Below are 18,331 nucleotides of genomic sequence, written 5' to 3' on the forward strand. Positions count from 1 at the left end.
AACAGAGAGCTAATCGCAAGAAAGAACGGCCAAAACAGGAGACTTCAATCGCGTGGAGTTAAAGGACTTCGTATGGTTGGATCAATTGGGAGTAGTCATGCGGTATCCAAAGTGATGCTGAGCACACCATTAATGCGACTAGGCCCATTGAAAAACCCAACGTGGGTCAAAGTGTAGTGCGGTTATTAACGATTAACCACATGATGCCCAATCCCAAAATAAGCTAGGGCTGGCCGTCTGGCTGGCACTCGTACTTAATTAGCCCTGCTGATGGAAGCAGCTTATACGAGCTTTTAAGCAAGCGTTTCTTATGGTGTCGTCTGTGGGGTCGAAACACAAAGAAGGTGAATTCTAGAAAGGAATGAAAAACATAACTATTTTATTGGCGTCCCTGGCAGGAGTCGAACCTGCGACCTGCCGCTTAGGAGGCGGCTGCTCTATCCTACTGAGCTACAGGGACTTATGGGGCGCATAGTATAGCGTGTTGGTGAGTGTCAGCCAACCGCGCAGTTAAATCCATCCTAGCAGGCGCAGCACAAAGATACCGCTGGTGACGGTGACGCTGGCCATTAAGGTGGTTATGGCGATGATATTGGCGGCCAGCGCTACATTGCCGTTAATTGCTTTTACCATCACAAAGCTGGCGGCGGCAGTTGGGCTGGCGAAAAATAGAAATAACAGCCCGAGCTGCTCTCCAGAGAACCCCACCGCCCACGCTGCTAGCGTGGAAAGCAACGGCAGCACAATCATTTTCATACTACTGGCGCTTAATGCGATTTGGCTGCCGCTGCGCATGCTGGCAACCGAGAGTGTGGCGCCGACACAGATCAATGCTAGCGGTAACGTTAACGAGGCGAAGTAATCGCCTGAGGTAATCAGCCAACTGGGCAGTGGAATCGAAAATGCTGTGAATGGCAGCGCGGCGATCACAGAAATAATCAGTGGATTAGTGACGATATGCTTTAACAGGCTGCGCCAATTTGTCGATTGCCCAGGTTGGTAGGCTGCCAGAGCCACCACCGAAAGTGCGTTATACATTACAATCACCACGCCAAGCAGCAGGCTACCAGCAGAAAGCCCGTAGTTACCGTACATTCCCGCCGCCAGTGCTAACCCTACGATGCCGCAGTTACCCCGGAACGCGCCCTGAACATAAATACCGCGGTCGGCTTTAGGCACCCGATAGCTCGCCCATAGCCAACTGATCAGGAACTGGCCGAGTGTCGCGGCGGCAAAAAACAGCAGCAACGGCACATCTAATGCAACGCTTAGATCGGCTTTTATTAAACTCAAAAAAATCAGCGTGGGGAGCGTTGCTTTGAAGACGAGGGCTGACGCTGTAGAGACAAATTCTCTGTCGATCCACTTTAGGCGCTTTAAGCCGATACCGACGAACACCATGGCAAAAACAGGCAACGTGATATCCAGCGTGCGGGAAAATAGCTCAAGTAGGTTCACGAAAGCCCTCTCATTCGAATAAGCAGACGCTTATATTCTACCGTCACTCTGGGTTTGTCGACTAATGGGAATGAATAAGAGACGCAATATAGAAGGCGAACCCAAAGACCACGTGTTATTCAAATAACGACATTGGGTCTAGTGCCTTTGGCAGTTTGACCACCACACTGTCACGCCCATGCCCTTTGGCTTCGTAACTGGCGGCATCCGCTCGGGAAAGTGCCACGTTGTAGTTAGTGTCATTCTCATCAAAGCTGGTCACACCAATACTCAACGTCACGGTGTACTCTTTGCCTTCATGGGAAACCGACACTTCGCTCACCGCTTGGCGTAGCGATTCAGCAATGCGTTGCGCCTGGCCTAAGGTACAACTCGGCAGCAACACCCCGAATTCGTCACCACCTTGACGTGCCACGTGGTCGCTGCGACGAACCTCCCACGCGACTACCTGGGCAATACGGCGCAGCATTTCGTCCCCTAACGCATGTCCACCTTCATCGTTAATGGGTTTGAAGTGATCAAGGTCGAACAGCAGCAGCGCTGACGGTGTACTGGTTTTCCGGAAGTCGGCAAAGGCCTCTTCAAGACGACGATCAAAACCACGGCGGTTGAGCAAGCCAGTCAATGGATCATGCTCTGCTTCCCAACGTTGAAGCGCTTCCTGCTCACGCCGTTCGGTAATGTCTTTTACCACACCCACCAAGCCAAGCGAGTTCCCACCCTGGGAAAGCATAACCACACGGGCGTGAATCTCAAGCCAAAGCATCTCTTTATCACTGCGTATAAAGCGCAGTTGACGCACGTAGTCATTGCCGGTTTTTAAGCTATGCATCCACATATCTTTCGCGCCGGAACGATCATCTATATGGATTTGCTCAAGCCAGGCTTCCATAGGCATATCAGGCTCAATACCCAAGATATCTAATAGCGCGGGGTTCATATAGGTAATGTTGCCGCCAAAGTCAGCCACAAACATTCCTTGGGGCGAGGCATTGAGCACCGAATCCAAAAATGCTTCACGCTCTTGAAGGTGACCTACTAGCAGCTGACGCTCATTCTCAACACGATTAAAGGTACTGGCTACTTGTTTTAGCTCTTGCATATTGGTCGCAAGATCAACGCCAGAACGGCGTCCAAGCCCTACTTCACCAATTTGTGTTTCCAGAAGATTTAATGGCATTAAAATACGTGCCAGCAACCACCATAAAACAGGCATCATTAAGACCGCAGCGGCGCACCAAATCCACCATAGCTTATGGATAAAACCAGATAACGGTAATTGAGCTTGCTTTAGAGGAAGATAAAGCCCTACCACCCAGTTCGCAGACCATACCTGTGCATAGGACTGTAGACCAACTCGGCCATCAAGCAACTTACCAACGCCATCGCCCTGCCAGCCATCGAGCGCTAAGTCCAACAACGGGATAGCCGTTGCATCGAAGCTATCGTTATTAATTAGCGCCCTATTCGGGTGATATAACATTTGGCCAGTTGCAGTAGAAACCGCAGCATAGCCTTCACTACCTAATCGAATGGTTGCTAGGCGTTTGAATAACCCGCTGCTATTTAAACTGACGACCCCGCCAATCATGCCCGCGAACCGCCCGTCGCTGTCTAACCGGGGCACACTTACTAACACCATTGGCATGTCGCTTGCTCGGCCAACAAACGGCTCGCTCACATAAGGCCTTCGCGTGCCTCTGAGCATTCTAAAATATTCAAGCTCCGCTGTATCGAGGCCCACACGCCCGACAACCGTTGGCCAATCAGACACAATTCTGCCGCTGCTATTGCTAACAACGATAGCGTCGAACCACGCCAATAGTGCATCGTTCTTGCGCAGTTCATAACCAAGCCATTCAGGGTCATTGGACATACCAAGGACGTCGCTTAGTCGCTCTAGCGCTTGAAAACGGTGATCGATTTGCTGGGTAACTTCATCCGCAATCAGGTCGGCTTCATAACGCATGTGGGCCATATTAGCTTCTTGCACCATGGTTTTTCCCACCTGCCACGCCATCCCCAATACTAACCCAGCCAGTATCAACAGCGCACACAAAAGCCCCAGCAGCAGCCGGCCTTTTAAAGAGCTAAGGATTGACTTACTCAGCATCGATTCCCTAAACATCGATCTTTTGCAGGCAGGAGCCTGACGCACCAATCACCACCTTCTTATTAACGTTTGCTACCTTTGCGTCCAATGAGCCTGTCCCAATCGCGTTATAAACCGACAACTTACCAAAATAGGGGAAGAAGTGCGCGTTGGTGAAATTCAACGTGGTTATACTGTTGATATGTATCATTATGTAACAAGGAGCCCTCTTACCGTAAGACCACTTTAGGCTTAATTGATAAGCTAGACCTTTTCACGTATGTTCGCCGCTTTAATTATTTGCGTTTATATTTCCGCTTGTTTTTGACACTAATTCGGCTCTTTCATGGCAAAACTAATAGCAGGCTATACATCTCCCGGTATTACCAAGATCAACGCGCTTGCTTCTTTTTTGCCTGAATACTCGCATTTTTCACGCATTAGGCCACTGAGCTCGAAACCGAATGCGGTTATTGGCTGGGGGCTTAAGTCCACAAGTGATGGCGCGCGAAATTATGCCGCTCGTCATGGCCTACCGTATGTCGCTCTTGAGGATGGCTTTCTTCGTTCTTTAGGACTAGGCGTCGAAGGCTATCAGCCTCATAGCATGGTCGTCGATTACACGGGCATCTATTATGACGCCTCTCGACCTAGTGATTTAGAAAACTGGCTCAATCATGCCACGTTCGACGCCGAGGAGCTTGCCCAAGCCACGCGCTGCATTGAGCAACTATCGCGTTATCGCTTATCGAAATACAACCACGCGCCTGATTACTCGTTCCTCGTTGCTGGAACTGACAATGTTGGAACTGACACCGTATTTGGGACTGGCACTGTATCTGGGACTAATCATGTATTAGTCGTGGATCAAACGGCAGGCGATGCCTCTATTCACTATGGCGGCGCTAACGCAGACAGTTTTCGGCAAATGTTAGCGTGCGCTATAAACAACCATCCTGATGCCGATATTTTTATTAAAGTACATCCTGACGTTATCGCAGGTAAAAAGCAGGGGCATCTAGCAGACGCTCACGATCACCCGCGTTGCCATATCATCAGCGATAACATTAACCCCTGGGCACTGTTTGACCGAGTTAAAACCGTTTATGTCGTCACCAGCCAGTTAGGTTTCGAAGCCCTGATGGCAGGTAAGAAAGTACACTGCTTTGGCCTGCCCTTCTATGCAGGATGGGGATTAACGCAGGATCAGCTCAGCTGTACACGTAGAAGAGTCTCTCGGCGCTTAGAAGAGGTATTTGCCGCCGCCTATCTTCGTTACACCCGATACGCCAACCCCTATACGGGCAAGGCTGCGACGCTGGAAGAAACGATTGCCCTGATTGCCGACCAAAAGCGCCAGCAAGAGCGCCTGCGTGGTGAGTGGTTAGCCTGTGGCTTCTCTTCATGGAAGAAGCGCTTCATTGGCCATTTTCTTGGCCCCGCGGCAAAGGTTGGTTATCAAAAAGAGCTGCCAGCCGCTTTCTCAGCGGATGTTGAAAAACCCAATCTGCTGGTGTGGTCCAGCCGTATTAACGATGATTTTAAAGCCCGCCACCGTGACCATATAGCGGCATTATGGCGAATGGAAGACGGCTTTATACGCTCCGTAGGCCTTGGGGTAGACCTCACCCAGCCACTCTCTTTGGTCATTGATCGCCAGGGCATATACTACGACCCCAGCCAGCCCAGCGAGCTAGAAACGTTGCTGAATACCGCCGATTTCAGCGATGACTTACTAGAGCGAGCGGCACAACTGCGCGAACGGTTGGTCGCATTGAAGCTTTCCAAATATAATGTACCGGGCAAAGAAGCCATTGAATTACCCGCTAACAAGCACATTATTTTGGTGCCTGGTCAGGTAGAAAGCGATGCGTCCATTGCCACAGGTTCGCCAGAAATAAGTACTAACAGTGCGCTGTTAAACGCCGTACGGGACACCAACCCCGATGCTTTTATTGTTTACAAAGCCCACCCTGACGTGATTACCGGTGCGCGTATCGGAGCACTCGATACCAACGCCAAACGCCTGTATGATCTCGACGCTAGTCATATCGATATCACCGTATTATTAGCACGCGTTGATGCAGTGCATACCATGAGCTCGCTCACTGGCTTTGAAGCGCTACTTCGTCGACGCCAAGTGTGTACCTATGGTCTTCCGTTTTACGCTGGCTGGGGGTTAACCCAGGATGCCATGCACTGCCCGCGACGCAACCGAGCGCTGACGCTGGATGCGCTAGTCGCAGGAACACTGCTGCTATACCCAAACTATGTCGATCCTGGCTCTCGGCAGCTGTGTAATGCTGAAACGGTAGTCAGCCTGTTGGAACAGGCTAAATTAGAACAAGTTAAATCTCAAAAACACATGCTTACATGGAAACAGCGGCTATATCGCTCCTATCGTAACTTATTCATTGGAAGTCATTAAGTTGAAGCAAAAGCGTGCATTCTTATTTCTCCAAGGCGTCTGCTCGCCCTTTTACCAGCGTCTCGCCCGTCGGCTAACCGACGATGGTCACCGCGTGGTAAAGGTTAACTTCAACGCTGGCGATATCGTCTACTGGCAGCGCACCCACAGCCAGAACCATTTGTTTCGCGGCCCGCTAAGCGAGCTACCGGCTTATATCCAGTCGTTGTGGCAACGTTACGACATTACCGATCAGGTGCTGTTTGGTGACCGGCGTCCGATTCACCGCCCCGCGGTTGACTTAGCATCCGCGGCTGGCATTCGCACCCACGTCTTTGAAGAAGGCTACTTTCGCCCTTTCTGGGTCACCCTTGAGCGCGAGGGTGTTAATGGTCACTCGCTGCTGCCCAGAGACCCCAAGTGGTTTTTTGAAACTGGCAAAGCGTTGCCCAAACTCCCTGCACCGGTTCGCTTTCGCTCGTCTTTTAAAATCCGTGCCGCTCACGACATGTGCTATCACCTAGCGGGGTTAGCGAATCCCCTGGTGGCTCCCCACTATCGTAACCATGCACCCATCACTGCGCCGGTGGAGTATGCGGGCTACGCCAAACGCTTTACCTTACTTCGATACTGGAAAAAGCGCGATGCAGCGCGGATTAAAAATCTTATAGAAGGCGGAAAGCCTTATTTTATGTTGCCGCTGCAGCTCAACACCGATGCGCAGATTCGCGACCACTCACCTTATGCCAATATGGAAGAGGTGATGGATCACGTGATGGGATCATTTGCGCTACATGCCCCTAGTGATGCGCTGCTGTGTATAAAAAATCACCCGCTGGATATGGGGCTGGTTAATTACCCGAACATCATTAAAAGGCTGGAAGATTTTTACGGCCTACATGGGCGCATCGTTTACCTGGAGTCAGGCAATCTCAATCCATTGCTGAAACACGCCACGGGCACCGTCACAGTAAACAGCACGGTCGGCATTGTTTCCCTTGAAAAACAGTGCCCTACCTTTGCGCTCAGCGACCCCATCTACAATTTAGCGGGCCTCACCTACGAAGGCTCTCTAGACGAGTTTTGGCACCAACCGCCGCTGCCTAGCCAAGCGCTCTTTGGCTATTTTCGCAACACAGTGATGTACACGACGCAAATTAATGGTGGTTTTTACTGCCAACCCAGTATCGATTTAGCGGTGAACAATGCAGCGGGTATACTAGAAGCTTGCCCTTCACCACTGGAGACGTTGCTGTGAGCGTTGGTGTGAACGTTGATGTAACGACCTCTTTCTCTTCTAATGCCCCCCGCTGCGTATTGATTACCGGTGCCACCGGTGCAATAGGCGGGGCGCTAGCCCTTGCTTATGCAGCCCCTACAACGCACTTGGTGCTACATGGCCGCAACCAGCAGGCGCTTGAAGGGTTGGCGATGGCGTGTCGAGAAAAAGGCGCACAGGTGTCGCTATCATCAGCCAGCTTGACCGACGAAAGCGAACTCAACGCATGGCTTGATGCGCTATGTGCCGAGCACGTTCCAGATATTGTGATTGCCAACGCGGGCATTAATACTCATCCAAGCGCAAGCACGCTAGAACCGTGGGACGAGGTTCAAGCGCTACTCGATGTCAACTTGAAAGCCCCCATTGCAATGGCCCAGCGTCTGGTTCCTGCCATGCAAGCACGCGGCAGCGGTCAATTGGTATTTATTAGCTCGTTGGCGGGCTGGCACGGCCTACCGACAACGCCAAGCTACAGCGCCAGCAAAGCGGGCATCAAAGCCTATGGAGAAGGCCTAAGAGGCTTACTCGAACCCCATGGCATTGGTGTGACCGTGGTAATGCCTGGCTACGTCACTTCCGCCATGTGCAATGCCATGCCTGGCCCCAAGCCTTGGGAATGGCCGCCAGAGCGGGCCGCCAACGCCATACAACGTGGTATCACCGCTAACCGCGCCCGCATCAGTTTTCCCTTCCCGCTGAATTTCGGTACTTGGTGGCTAGCCGTGCTACCGGCGGGCATTTCTCAATGGCTCATCAAACGCCTTGGCTTTAATCATACCGGGGGCGCGTAGCGTGGAGTTCTTTCTATCATCCACATTTATTAGCCCACTTTTAGTAGGCTTGTTAGGTAGTGTGCTGTTCGAGGCACTGCTGAGCCCTCGCCCACAACCGCTTTGGAAACGCGGCATAGCCGCAAACACGCTGCACCTTGGTAGCTGGTTACTGTTGTTTGGCGGCTTTATGCTGCTTCTGCAACGCCCTTGGTTTGCTGTTGTTTTCATCTTATCGCTGCAACTCGTGGTCGTGCAGTCCAGCAATACTAAATCACGCACGTTGAACGAACCCTTTATTTGCCATGATTTTGAATACTTCTGGGATGCTATTTTGCACCCGCGTCTGTATGTGCCTTTTTTCGGCATTGGTCTCGCCATTGCTGCCAGCAGCGCCGGTGCGGTTGCCATTGGTAGCTTTTTGGTTTTTGAACCATCACTGGTCCGCCAATGGGGCGGCACTGCGTTTCTAGCGAATAGCCTAATGCTGATAGCAATCGGTGCGCTGCTCGTTTGGCTGGGGTGGCGAAAACTGCCGCCTATCACGCTGACCCCTAACATTGACCTAGATCGACTGGGACTATTTTCAAGCCTGTGGGCATACGGCATTGCCCTGATGCGCTCACAACCGCCCACACCCGAGACATCGCCCTTTCAGCCACTTGCTCAACATCAGCCACTTGCTCAACATCAGTCACTTGATCAACATAGCTTTGAGCTAGACGCCGATGCGGCAAAGCCAAACGTTGTGCTGGTACAAAGTGAATCGTTTTTTGATCCTCGCCCCTGGTGTAGCGAGATTGCCGCTGACTTACTGCCGAATTATGACGCTACCTGCCAGGAAGCTGTCGTGCAGGGAGCGCTGAATGTGCCCGCATGGGGCGCAAACACTGTGCGCACCGAATGCGCCGTTTTAACTGGCATAGCGCCTGACACCTGGGGACCGCGCCAGTTTAATCCTTACCGTACGCTGTCGCGCCACACACTGCCCAGCATTGCCAGTGCATTCAAAGCCCAAGGCTATCGAACTGTTTGTGTTCACCCTTACCCGGCTACCTTCTACATGCGTGACAGCGTTATTCCCAAACTAGGGTTTGAGACGTTTATCGACATTCGCGCATTCGAAAGCCAGGATAAGCATGGTCAGTATATTGGTGACCAAGCCGTTGCACGTAGAGTTGGACGCCTGCTTGAAGATAACGATAATAGGCCACTCTTTGTGTTTGTTATTACCATGGAGAATCACGGCCCTTTACACTTAGAAGCACCGGAAAAGGCCAGAGTAGCGTCAACATTGCCAGCAGCGCCGTGGCCACTACCGCATCATTTACGCGATTTGGCCGTTTACCTGCACCACTTAGGTGAATCAGATAAAATGCTCGGAAGCGTTAAAGCAGCGCTAAACTCTGCTATAAGACCAGGGCTGCTGGGCTGGTACGGTGACCACGTACCCATACTGCCTGCCGCATATAGGCACTATTCGCCTCCTGCTAGCAGCACCCCGTACATGATATGGTCAACGGAAGTAGATCGTAATTTGTGCGACCAGCCGCCAATTGAGCGCGCGTCGTACATGCTGGAAGCAAACGAACTTGGCGTCCACCTATTTAAACGGGCGTTTGGACGCGATATAAGTAGCGATGTGATCAAGGCAGAACCAGAACCTCAGGAGCAAGAATGACTAAACGCGTTGCCATTATCGGTGCCGCCCATCGTTTCCCCGGCACCACACCTGAAACGTTCTGGCAGGACCTGCAAGCCGAAAAAGACCTCGTCACCCAAGTGGCCTCCGACCGTTGGAGCCACGATGCTTTCTTGCATCCCGACAAACGCCATCCCGGCACCAGCGTCACGTTTGCCGCGGGTAGCCTAGGCGATATAAGCGGATTCGACGCAGAGTTTTTTGGCATTTCGCCCCGTGAAGCGGCGAACATGGATCCGCAACAGCGCATGCTGTTAGAACTTACCTGGGAAGCCATGGAAAGCGCGGGCATCGTGCCCAGCACCCTGCGCGGTAGCCAATGCGGCGTTTTCCTTGGCGTCGCCAGCCTTGATTATTCCTATCGTCTTGCCGATGACATGTCGGCGATTGATGCCTCGACCGCGACAGGCAATACATCAAGCATCGCCTCTAACCGGCTCTCTTACGTCTTTGATCTACATGGCCCCAGCATGTCGCTGGATACCGCCTGCTCATCTTCCATGGTGGCATTCCACCAGGCATGCCAATCGATACGCAGCGGCGAAACTAATATGGCGCTAGCAGGTGGCATCAGCCTGCACCTGCACCCCTATGGTTTTATTATTTTTTCTAAGGCCAGCATGCTCTCGCCCACTGGCCGCTGCCAAGTCTTCGATGAAGCCGGTAATGGTTACGTTCGCTCAGAAGGTGCTGGGCTGTTTTTGCTAAAAGATTATGATCAAGCCGTGGCCGATGGCGATAATATCCTGGCCGTGGTAGCAGGCTCAGCAGTTAACACTGACGGCCACAAATCTGGCCTTACGGTGCCCAACCCCAGCGCCCAAATTGAATTAATGCGCCGCGCCTACGAACAGGCTGGCATTTCGCCGGACGAGATCGACTACCTTGAGGCTCACGGCACCGGCACCGCCGTTGGCGACCCCATTGAAACCCGGGCTATCGGCGAAGCACTTGGTAAGCATCGTAAAACACCGCTTCTGATTGGCTCAGTGAAAAGTAATCTCGGCCATTTAGAAACGGCATCTGGCGTTGCCGGGCTTGCTAAAGCGCTGTACAGCCTGCAGCACCGTGAAGTGCCCGCCACCATTGGCATACGCAATCTTAATCCACGCATCAAATTTGATGAGTGGAACATTAGCGTGGTCACCAAAGCCCAAGCGCTCAAAAAACAGGGCCGCTTGGTCATTGGCGTCAACTCCTTTGGTTTTGGTGGCGCCAATGCTCACGTCATACTGGAAAGTGCCCCCGAAAAAGCACCAGCACCTCGCCAAGTGCCCGATGCTGCGCTACCCGTTCGTATTAGCGCACGAAGCCAGGAAGCACTGGCGGCTAATGCCCGTGCCCTAGCTAATTTCCTACGCGAAAGCGACCATGCTTTCTATGATACCGCCCACACGCTGAACAGCCACCGCGAACAACACACATTTGGCGCGCTCTGTTTCGCCCAAACATCGGAAGCCGCCGCCAGCGCGCTCAGCCAGTTTGCTGAAGGTGAAACCAACAGCGTTGTGACACTGGAGCGCTTAGCTAACGCCCGAGGCCCAGTGTTTGTTTACGACGGGAACGGCTGCCAATGGGAAACCATGGGTCACGACCTGCTAGACAGCGACCCCGTGTTTAGCGACGCCATTGATTGTGTGGATACCCTGTTCCAGAAGCATGGTGATTTTTCACTGCGTGACGAGCTTGCGGGCCGTAACCAGGAAGAGTCCAGCGAAGGTCGCTTTGAGCGCACCGAAATCGCCCAACCCGCCCTGTTTGCACTGCAGGTCGCGTTAACCGAATGGCTTAAATCCAAGGGTATCGTGCCCACCGCCGTATTCGGCCACAGCGTTGGCGAAGTTGCTGCCGCCTGGGCATCCGGCGCATTAACGTTAGAAGACGCCGTTAAAGTTATTTATTACCGCAGTTTCTACCAGGGCAAAACCCGTGGTCTTGGGGAAATGACGGCTGTCGCTATCAGCGCGGAAGAGATCGCTCCCTGGCTTGAAAAACCCGAATTTAGCAACATTAGCCTGGCAGGCATTAACAGTCCCAAAGGCATTACGTTAGCAGGTGATCGTGACCAACTAAGCGCCATTGAGGCAGCCCTTAGCGAGCAGAGCACCTTTGCAAAGCGCCTGCCACTGGATTACGCCTTCCACAGCCCCGCCATGGACAGTATCAAAGCAGGCGTCGTGGAAGCCCTGGCTGACATCCGTCCAGGCACCACGCAGATTCCTTATGTGTCCACCGTTACTGGCACCATCAGTGAAGGCACACAGCTGGATGCCCATTACTGGTGGCTCAATATTCGTGAGCCCGTCCTATTTGACAACGCCGCTACGGTGCTTATTGAGCAGGGTTACAACGTATTTGTGGAAGTCGGCGCGCACCCCATCCTGCGTCGCTATCTGAACGACTCCTTACGCCAGCAAGAGCGTAGCGGATTAGTGCTAGGCACCATTGAACGGCATAAGTCAGGCGCAGATGGTTTAACCCGCTGCCTCGGCCAATTGTTGCTAAGCGGGTTAAGCCTCGATAGCCACCACTTCTTCCCTGTAGAAGGCCAGCGCGTCCTGCTGCCACACTACGCCTGGCAACGCACCCAACTTTGGGTGCAAGGCACCAACGATGGCCAAGGGTTGCTTTCCCGCTATTATCAGCACCCATTACTTGGCTACCCATTGGCGCAGCAGGATCACACCTGGGAAAGCCAGCTGGATACCAAGCGCCAGCCATGGCTGGCCGACCACGTCGTTGGCGAAGGCGCAGTCTTCCCGGGCGCGGGGTTTGTGGAGCTTACGCTAGCAGCGGCCCTGCAGCAGAAAGACACACCGCTTTTAGACATTGAAGAGCTGGAGATTCGCGCTCCGTTATTACTGGATGGCCCCAATGGGCGCACCATGCGCTTGACGCTGGATCCAGACGACGGCCGCTTAGCCATCCACTCCCGCGAGCCAGCCACCGGTAGCGAATGGCAGCTAAATGCCGTTGCTCGCCGCATGCGCGAAAGCCGCGGCTTCTTGCTCAACCGAAAAGCACCAAGCCTGCCAAGCCGCGCGCCAGACTATACCCTGGCCGAGCACTTGCAGATGGCCGAACGTATCGGACTGCATTACGGGCCTGCGTTCCAAGCCATTAGCCGTGGCTGGATTGAAGGCGACAGCGTCATTGGTGAAATTACCCTATCCGATAGTGTCCAGTCGCAGCTCGATACGCTGCACGTTCATCCGGGCATTTTGGATAGTGCTTTTCAGATGTTCATTCCGCTGCTAGCTCAACACAACGAGTTTGCAGCCCAGCTAGCCTTTGTGCCAGTTCGTGTTGGGCGCATCCAGGTGAACGCTGAAGCCGGTGCCCCGGTGCTGGCGCGAGCAGTAATGGGTAAGCGCGCGCCCCACTCCTTCACCGCCGACTTCGAACTGTATGACGCCGCCGGTAACGCCGTGGCCGTGCTTAGTGAAACCCGCTTCAAGGCGATTCGCTTAAACCGCGCTCATCACCAGCATTTTAGCTACCTGGATGTTGAGTTAACGCCTGCTCCGCTAAACGCGGCGACGCTTTCGCTGCCAGGCAGTGCACTCGCCCGGCTAGCTGGGCTAAGCGATGCGTTTACCGCCAGTACTGGTCAACGCTATGCCCAAGAAGTATCACCGCTGCTCGATAGCCTTAGCGAAGCCTTTGCTGGCGTAAATATTAGCGGTGGTGAAGATCAGCTCGCACCGGAAACCATTTGGCAGTTACTGGTGCAGGATTACCCCGACTATTTTGCCCCGATTCATATGGTGGGTCGCTTAGGGCTACACCGTGAGCAATTGTCCAGCGGCAACGACACCCTTGAAAGCCTAGGCATTACCACTGAGCACCTAGCAGGCATTAATCGCGTCCTTATCGGCGAAAACGGCTGGCAAGTGTTAGCCGCCGAGCTTGGCGCATTAATGGAAGCCACGCTAGCCACGCTGCCCACCGGTCAGCGGCTGCAGTTGTTAGAAGCAGGTCCCTGTACTCCCGCTCTGGGCCAGCGACTGCTCGAACAGCTAGCGAATACGGCTATTGCTAAAGATGCGCACCATTACCGTGCCATCACTACCAGCGACACGGCTCGCCATCAGGCGGAACAGCTTCAAGAACGTTTCCCGCTGATGGATATTCAGCCACTGGAAGATTCACTGCCGACGCTTAGCCCTGCAGAGAAAGCCCAGTTGGCGTTTATCAGCGTGGACGTGACCCAGCCTGAACGCACCCGCCAGTTGATTGAAGCGCTGCCAGGCCAGCTTGCGCCAGGCGTTCAGGTAATGGTGATTGGTGTCCACCCGAGCCGTTGGCTTGATGACTTACTGGCGACACCCGGCATCGACCAAACCGCCCTGGAACAAGACAACCTAGTCGAGTGGTTAGCGCAACAAGGCCTCAGCGTTTCGCCGCCGGTTGAGCTGGAAGAGAATGGTGCTTACCTACTGCATGGCCAATACGCAGCAAGCAATGACTCGCTGACGCAAACGGCAGCAGAGGCCTATCATTTGCTTGTCTCTGACGCGGAGCACGAAGCACTTGCTGCCCAGCTTGCAGAGCGGTTAGGCACCGCCAATACATGGCTAACCGTCAGCGACGCAACCCCGCAAGCACTGTTAAATATAGCGCTAGGTGAACGCGAAGACGTACCTGCTGCACTCAATGTGATTGATCTGCGTGGGCTTAAGGGCTGTACAACCGCCGCTCAAACCCAACGCTGCTACATGGCACAGCAGTGGTCACTGGCATTAGAAGCAAGTGGGCTGGAAAGCCAAGGCAGCCGTGTCACGCTTTGGCTACCGACCCAAGCTGCCAGTACAGGCGATGACGCCGCGCTATGGGGCTTTGGTCGTTCGCTCGCCAATGAAGCGGTTGGCCATAGCGTCACGCTGATCGATCTACCAAACGTTCCCAGCGATGCGACGTTAAACGCCTTTGCAGCGTCGCTTGCTACGCCAGATAGCGAAAACGAGCTGGTAATAACGGTTGAAGGTGAGCGGTTTGCTACCCGCCTTCGTACCCTGCCCGCGCCTCACCCGGTCAAGCAGGCAAGCGCTGCGCCTCATCAGGCAATGACGCTGGGCTTCTCCCTACCAGGGCAATTGCGTCAGCTGCAGTGGCGGCCGCGCCCACTGCCTGAACTTGGCGCGGATGAGGTAGAAATTCGTGTCAAAGCGACCGGTCTCAACTTCCGCGATGTCATGTACACCCTTGGCTTACTGTCTGATGAAGCGATTGAAAATGGCTTCGCTGGCCCGACTCTAGGGCTTGAGTTCTCGGGTGAGATTATCGCGGTGGGTGCCAATGTTCAGCACGTTGCGCCCGGTCAGGCGGTCGTGGGCTTTGGACCCGCCAGCTTCAGCGACCGTCTCATTGCTAGCCAGAATGCCGTCGCGCCCCTGCCGGAAGGCGTCAGCTTTGCTGCTGCCGCGACGATACCGACCACTTTCTTCACCGTGTACTACGCGCTAAAACATCTAGCGCGCTTGGAGCCCGGTGAGAAAGTACTGATTCACGGTGCCGCTGGCGGTGTGGGTATCGCCGCGCTGCAAATTGCCCAGTGGCTGGGCGCCGATATCTACGCCACCGTTGGCTCTGAAGAGAAGCGCGACTTCCTGCGCCTTATGGGTGAAGAGCGCATTTACGACTCCCGCTCGTTGACGTTTGCTGAAGAGATCCTAGAGGACACGCAAGGCGAAGGCGTGGATGTCGTACTGAACTCCTTGGCAGGCGAAGCGATTAATCAAAACCTCCGCGCATTGCGCCCGTTTGGTCGCTTCCTGGAGTTAGGTAAACGGGACTTCTATGAAAACACTCATATTGGCCTACGTCCGTTCCGCAACAACTTAAGCTACTTCGGCATCGACTCCGACCAGTTGATGAAAGTGCAGCCTGCCCTCACCCAGCGCCTGTTCGGTGAAATGATGGCGCTATTTAACGATGGCACACTCAGCCCGCTGCCGTTCACGGCGTTCAGTCACAACCAAGTGATTGATGCCTTCCGTTATATGCAGCAAGCACGCCAGATCGGCAAAGTGGTGGTCACCTACGAACAGCCTATTGCTCCACCGCGTAACGAGCTATTAGGCACCGGCGCGATGACACTCGCAGCCGACGCCAGCTATCTAGTGACCGGTGGCTTGGGTGGCTTTGGCCTAAAAACGGCTCAATGGTTAGTCAGCAAAGGCGCACGTCAGCTTATCCTGCTAAGCCGCAGCGGTCCCGCTAGCGAAGAAGCCCAAGCTGCTATCGCGACCTTTGAAGCCCAAGGCGTGAAAGTACTGGCTGCGGCCTGTGATATTACCGATTACGACGCGCTAGCAAGCGTTATGGCGCGCGTGCAACGCGAACTTAGCCCGCTGCGTGGCATCGTGCATGCCGCCACAGTGATCGACGACGGCTTGATTCGTAACTTAGATGCCGAGCGTATTCAAAAGGTGCTGGCTCCTAAGATTGACGGTGCCCGCCATCTGGATGCCCTCACCCAGGACATCCCACTCGACTTCTTTGTGCTCTACTCCTCGGCGACCACGCTATTTGGCAACCCAGGACAGGCCAATTACGTTGCCGCCAACCACTGGCTAGAAGCCTTTGCTGCCCGCCGTCGCGCTGCTGGTCTTGCTGCTACCTGCGTCCGCTGGGGGGCCATTGAAGATGTCGGTTTCCTGGCGCGCAACACGCGCACACGGGATGCATTGCAAGAGCGCTTAGGCGGTTCTGCGCTGCGCTCTGATGATGCCCTCAAAGTGCTCGAACAAATGCTGCTGACGCCTGGGCCAAGCCTTGGTGTTCTTGAGCTTGAATGGGGAGCACTGGCGCGTTTCTTGCCCACTGCCCAGGCACCACGGTTTAACGAAATTGCCCGCACCAGCGATGATGATGGCAGCGTTGACCACGATGACGATATCAGCGCGCTACTGGCCGACCTCTCGCCAGAAGAGCTGCATAGCACCATTACCGACCTACTGCGCGCAGAACTAGCCAGTATCCTGCTGATTGATGAAGAGAAAATCGACATCAACCGTTCGGTATACGATATGGGGTTTGATTCGCTCATGGGCGTTGAATTGATGACCGCCATCGAGAACCGCCTGAACGTGCAAGTACCGGTGATGGTGTTGAGTGAAGCGTCAACGCTGAACAAACTGGCAGGTGTGCTGATTCAAAAATTACATCAGCATGACAATGATGTTGAAGAAGCGCCACAAGATGCGTTAGCCTCTCTGGCCGCTCGCCACGGGGCGGACGGGCTCAACAATGAGCCGGCTTCAACATCTACCACCGAGACACCATGACCGTAAAGCGCTCTGAACTGAAACGACAGCTGCTGGAACAGGCACGCAAGCGCCCAACGCCCCGTGCCACCAGCACCCAAGCCACTGCTATCTCAGGCGCCGAGGCAACTCGGACTGTTCCCGAGCGCTTTACACGATTTGATGCCCACCCGGGTTATCAGCAGCTAGTCATGATGCGCCAGGGCGCTAAACAGCTCGGGCTTATAGACCCGTTCTTTAAAGTCCATGACGGCCTCGCCGGTGCTACCAGCGTGATTGATGGACATGAGTGCATTAATTTCGCCAGCTACAACTACCTGGGTTACTCCGGTGACCCACGGGTTGTTCAAGCGGCATCCGACGCAGCGGCTCACTACGGCACCTCCGTCTCTGCCAGTCGCGTCGTCTCGGGTGAACGACCTATTCACGGTGAACTAGAGCAAGCAATCGCCAACATCTATGGTGTTGAAGACGCGGTTGTTTTTGTCAGCGGTCACGCAACCAATGTGTCTACCCTTGGCTATCTATTGGGCCCGAAAGACCTTGTGCTTCACGACGAGTACATCCACAACAGCTCGTTAGTCGGCGCACAGCTTTCCGGCGCCAAGCGTATATCTTTCAGCCATAACGATCCCGCCGCGCTAGACGCCCTGTTAAGCCGCCATCGCCATCAATTTGAACGCGTTCTTGTCGTCATTGAAGGGCTTTACAGCATGGATGGCGATATCCCCGACCTACCCCGCTTTATTGAACTGAAGCAGCGTCATCAGGCGTGGCTGATGGTCGATGAAGCGCATTCGTTTGGCGTCATGGGTGACACTGGCCTAGGCTTACGAGAGCACTTTGCGATTGACCCAACCGATGTTGATATATGGATGGGCACTATGAGCAAAACGCTATCAGGCTGCGGGGGCTATATCGCAGGCAATAAAGCGCTGGTCGAAACACTGCGCTACTTTGCACCCGGTTTTCTTTACAGCGTCGGCATGCCCGCTCAAGTGGCCGCGCCATCGCTTAAAGTACTGGAATTAATGCCCCAGGAAACCGAGCGCGTTACCCAGCTACAGGCAATTTCGCACTACTTCCTGGAGCAGGCGCAAGCTAGGGGAATGGACACCGGTCATAGCATTGGCTCTGCCGTCGTACCCGTTATTGTGGGTAGCTCGCCGCTCGCGGCACACCTCTCCCATGCGCTGTTTGCACAGCATATTAACGTGCAGCCTATTCTGTATCCTGCGGTTCCTGAAAAAAGTGCTCGGCTACGCTTTTTTCTTTCCTGTGAACACACGAAAGACCATGTTGACCAAACGCTGGATGCACTCGCGCTACTGCTCGCAAACGCCAAAGGGTGA

8 protein-coding genes and 1 tRNA gene are annotated in these 18,331 nt (G+C 54.0%); 6 read left to right on the plus strand and 3 right to left on the minus strand.

Features of this window, described 5'->3' with window-relative positions:
• Positions 1–383 precede the first annotated feature (383 nt).
• The 3 genes from JFC11_RS08500 to JFC11_RS08510 all read right to left on the minus strand — a co-directional run bounded on the left by JFC11_RS08500 (position 384) and on the right by JFC11_RS08510 (position 3,571).
• Positions 384–460 (minus strand) — tRNA-Arg (locus JFC11_RS08500).
• 50 nt (positions 461–510) lie between these two features.
• The gene (locus JFC11_RS08505; protein ID WP_095603246.1) at positions 511–1,458 is read right to left on the minus strand and encodes an AEC family transporter; all 948 of its coding nucleotides are present in this window, start codon (positions 1,456–1,458) and stop codon (positions 511–513) included.
• Positions 1,459–1,573: 115 nt separating this feature from the next.
• Positions 1,574–3,571: a sensor domain-containing diguanylate cyclase gene (locus JFC11_RS08510; protein ID WP_120386718.1), complete on the minus strand. Its 1,998-nt coding sequence runs from the start codon at positions 3,569–3,571 to the stop codon at positions 1,574–1,576.
• Positions 3,572–3,896: 325 nt separating this feature from the next.
• Between JFC11_RS08510 and JFC11_RS08515 the strand changes: the two genes are divergently transcribed.
• Genes JFC11_RS08515 through JFC11_RS08540 form a run of 6 tightly spaced genes read left to right on the plus strand, consistent with a single transcriptional unit; the run spans position 3,897 to position 18,331 of the window.
• The gene (locus tag JFC11_RS08515; protein WP_198349206.1) at positions 3,897–5,978 is read left to right on the plus strand and encodes a capsular polysaccharide biosynthesis protein; all 2,082 of its coding nucleotides are present in this window, start codon (positions 3,897–3,899) and stop codon (positions 5,976–5,978) included.
• Position 5,979: 1 nt separating this feature from the next.
• Positions 5,980–7,215, plus strand: a complete 1,236-nt coding sequence (locus tag JFC11_RS08520; protein WP_095603250.1) for a capsule biosynthesis protein — start codon at positions 5,980–5,982, stop codon at positions 7,213–7,215.
• Complete coding sequence (locus JFC11_RS08525; protein ID WP_231657177.1) at positions 7,212–8,030, plus strand: SDR family NAD(P)-dependent oxidoreductase; 819 nt, start codon at positions 7,212–7,214, stop codon at positions 8,028–8,030. Before JFC11_RS08520 ends, JFC11_RS08525 begins: the two co-directional genes overlap by 4 nt.
• Position 8,031: 1 nt before the next feature.
• Positions 8,032–9,690, plus strand: coding sequence for an LTA synthase family protein (locus JFC11_RS08530; RefSeq protein ID WP_198349207.1), 1,659 nt, complete (start codon positions 8,032–8,034; stop codon positions 9,688–9,690).
• Positions 9,687–17,000: a type I polyketide synthase gene (locus JFC11_RS08535; protein ID WP_198349208.1), complete on the plus strand. Its 7,314-nt coding sequence runs from the start codon at positions 9,687–9,689 to the stop codon at positions 16,998–17,000. The genes JFC11_RS08530 and JFC11_RS08535 overlap by 4 nt, the downstream gene beginning before the upstream one ends.
• Positions 16,997–18,331, plus strand: a complete 1,335-nt coding sequence (locus JFC11_RS08540; RefSeq protein ID WP_038485856.1) for an aminotransferase class I/II-fold pyridoxal phosphate-dependent enzyme — start codon at positions 16,997–16,999, stop codon at positions 18,329–18,331. Before JFC11_RS08535 ends, JFC11_RS08540 begins: the two co-directional genes overlap by 4 nt.

The sequence above is a fragment of the Vreelandella alkaliphila genome, from assembly GCF_016107625.1.
In the GTDB taxonomy this organism is placed as follows: Bacteria; Pseudomonadota; Gammaproteobacteria; order Pseudomonadales; family Halomonadaceae; genus Vreelandella; species Vreelandella alkaliphila.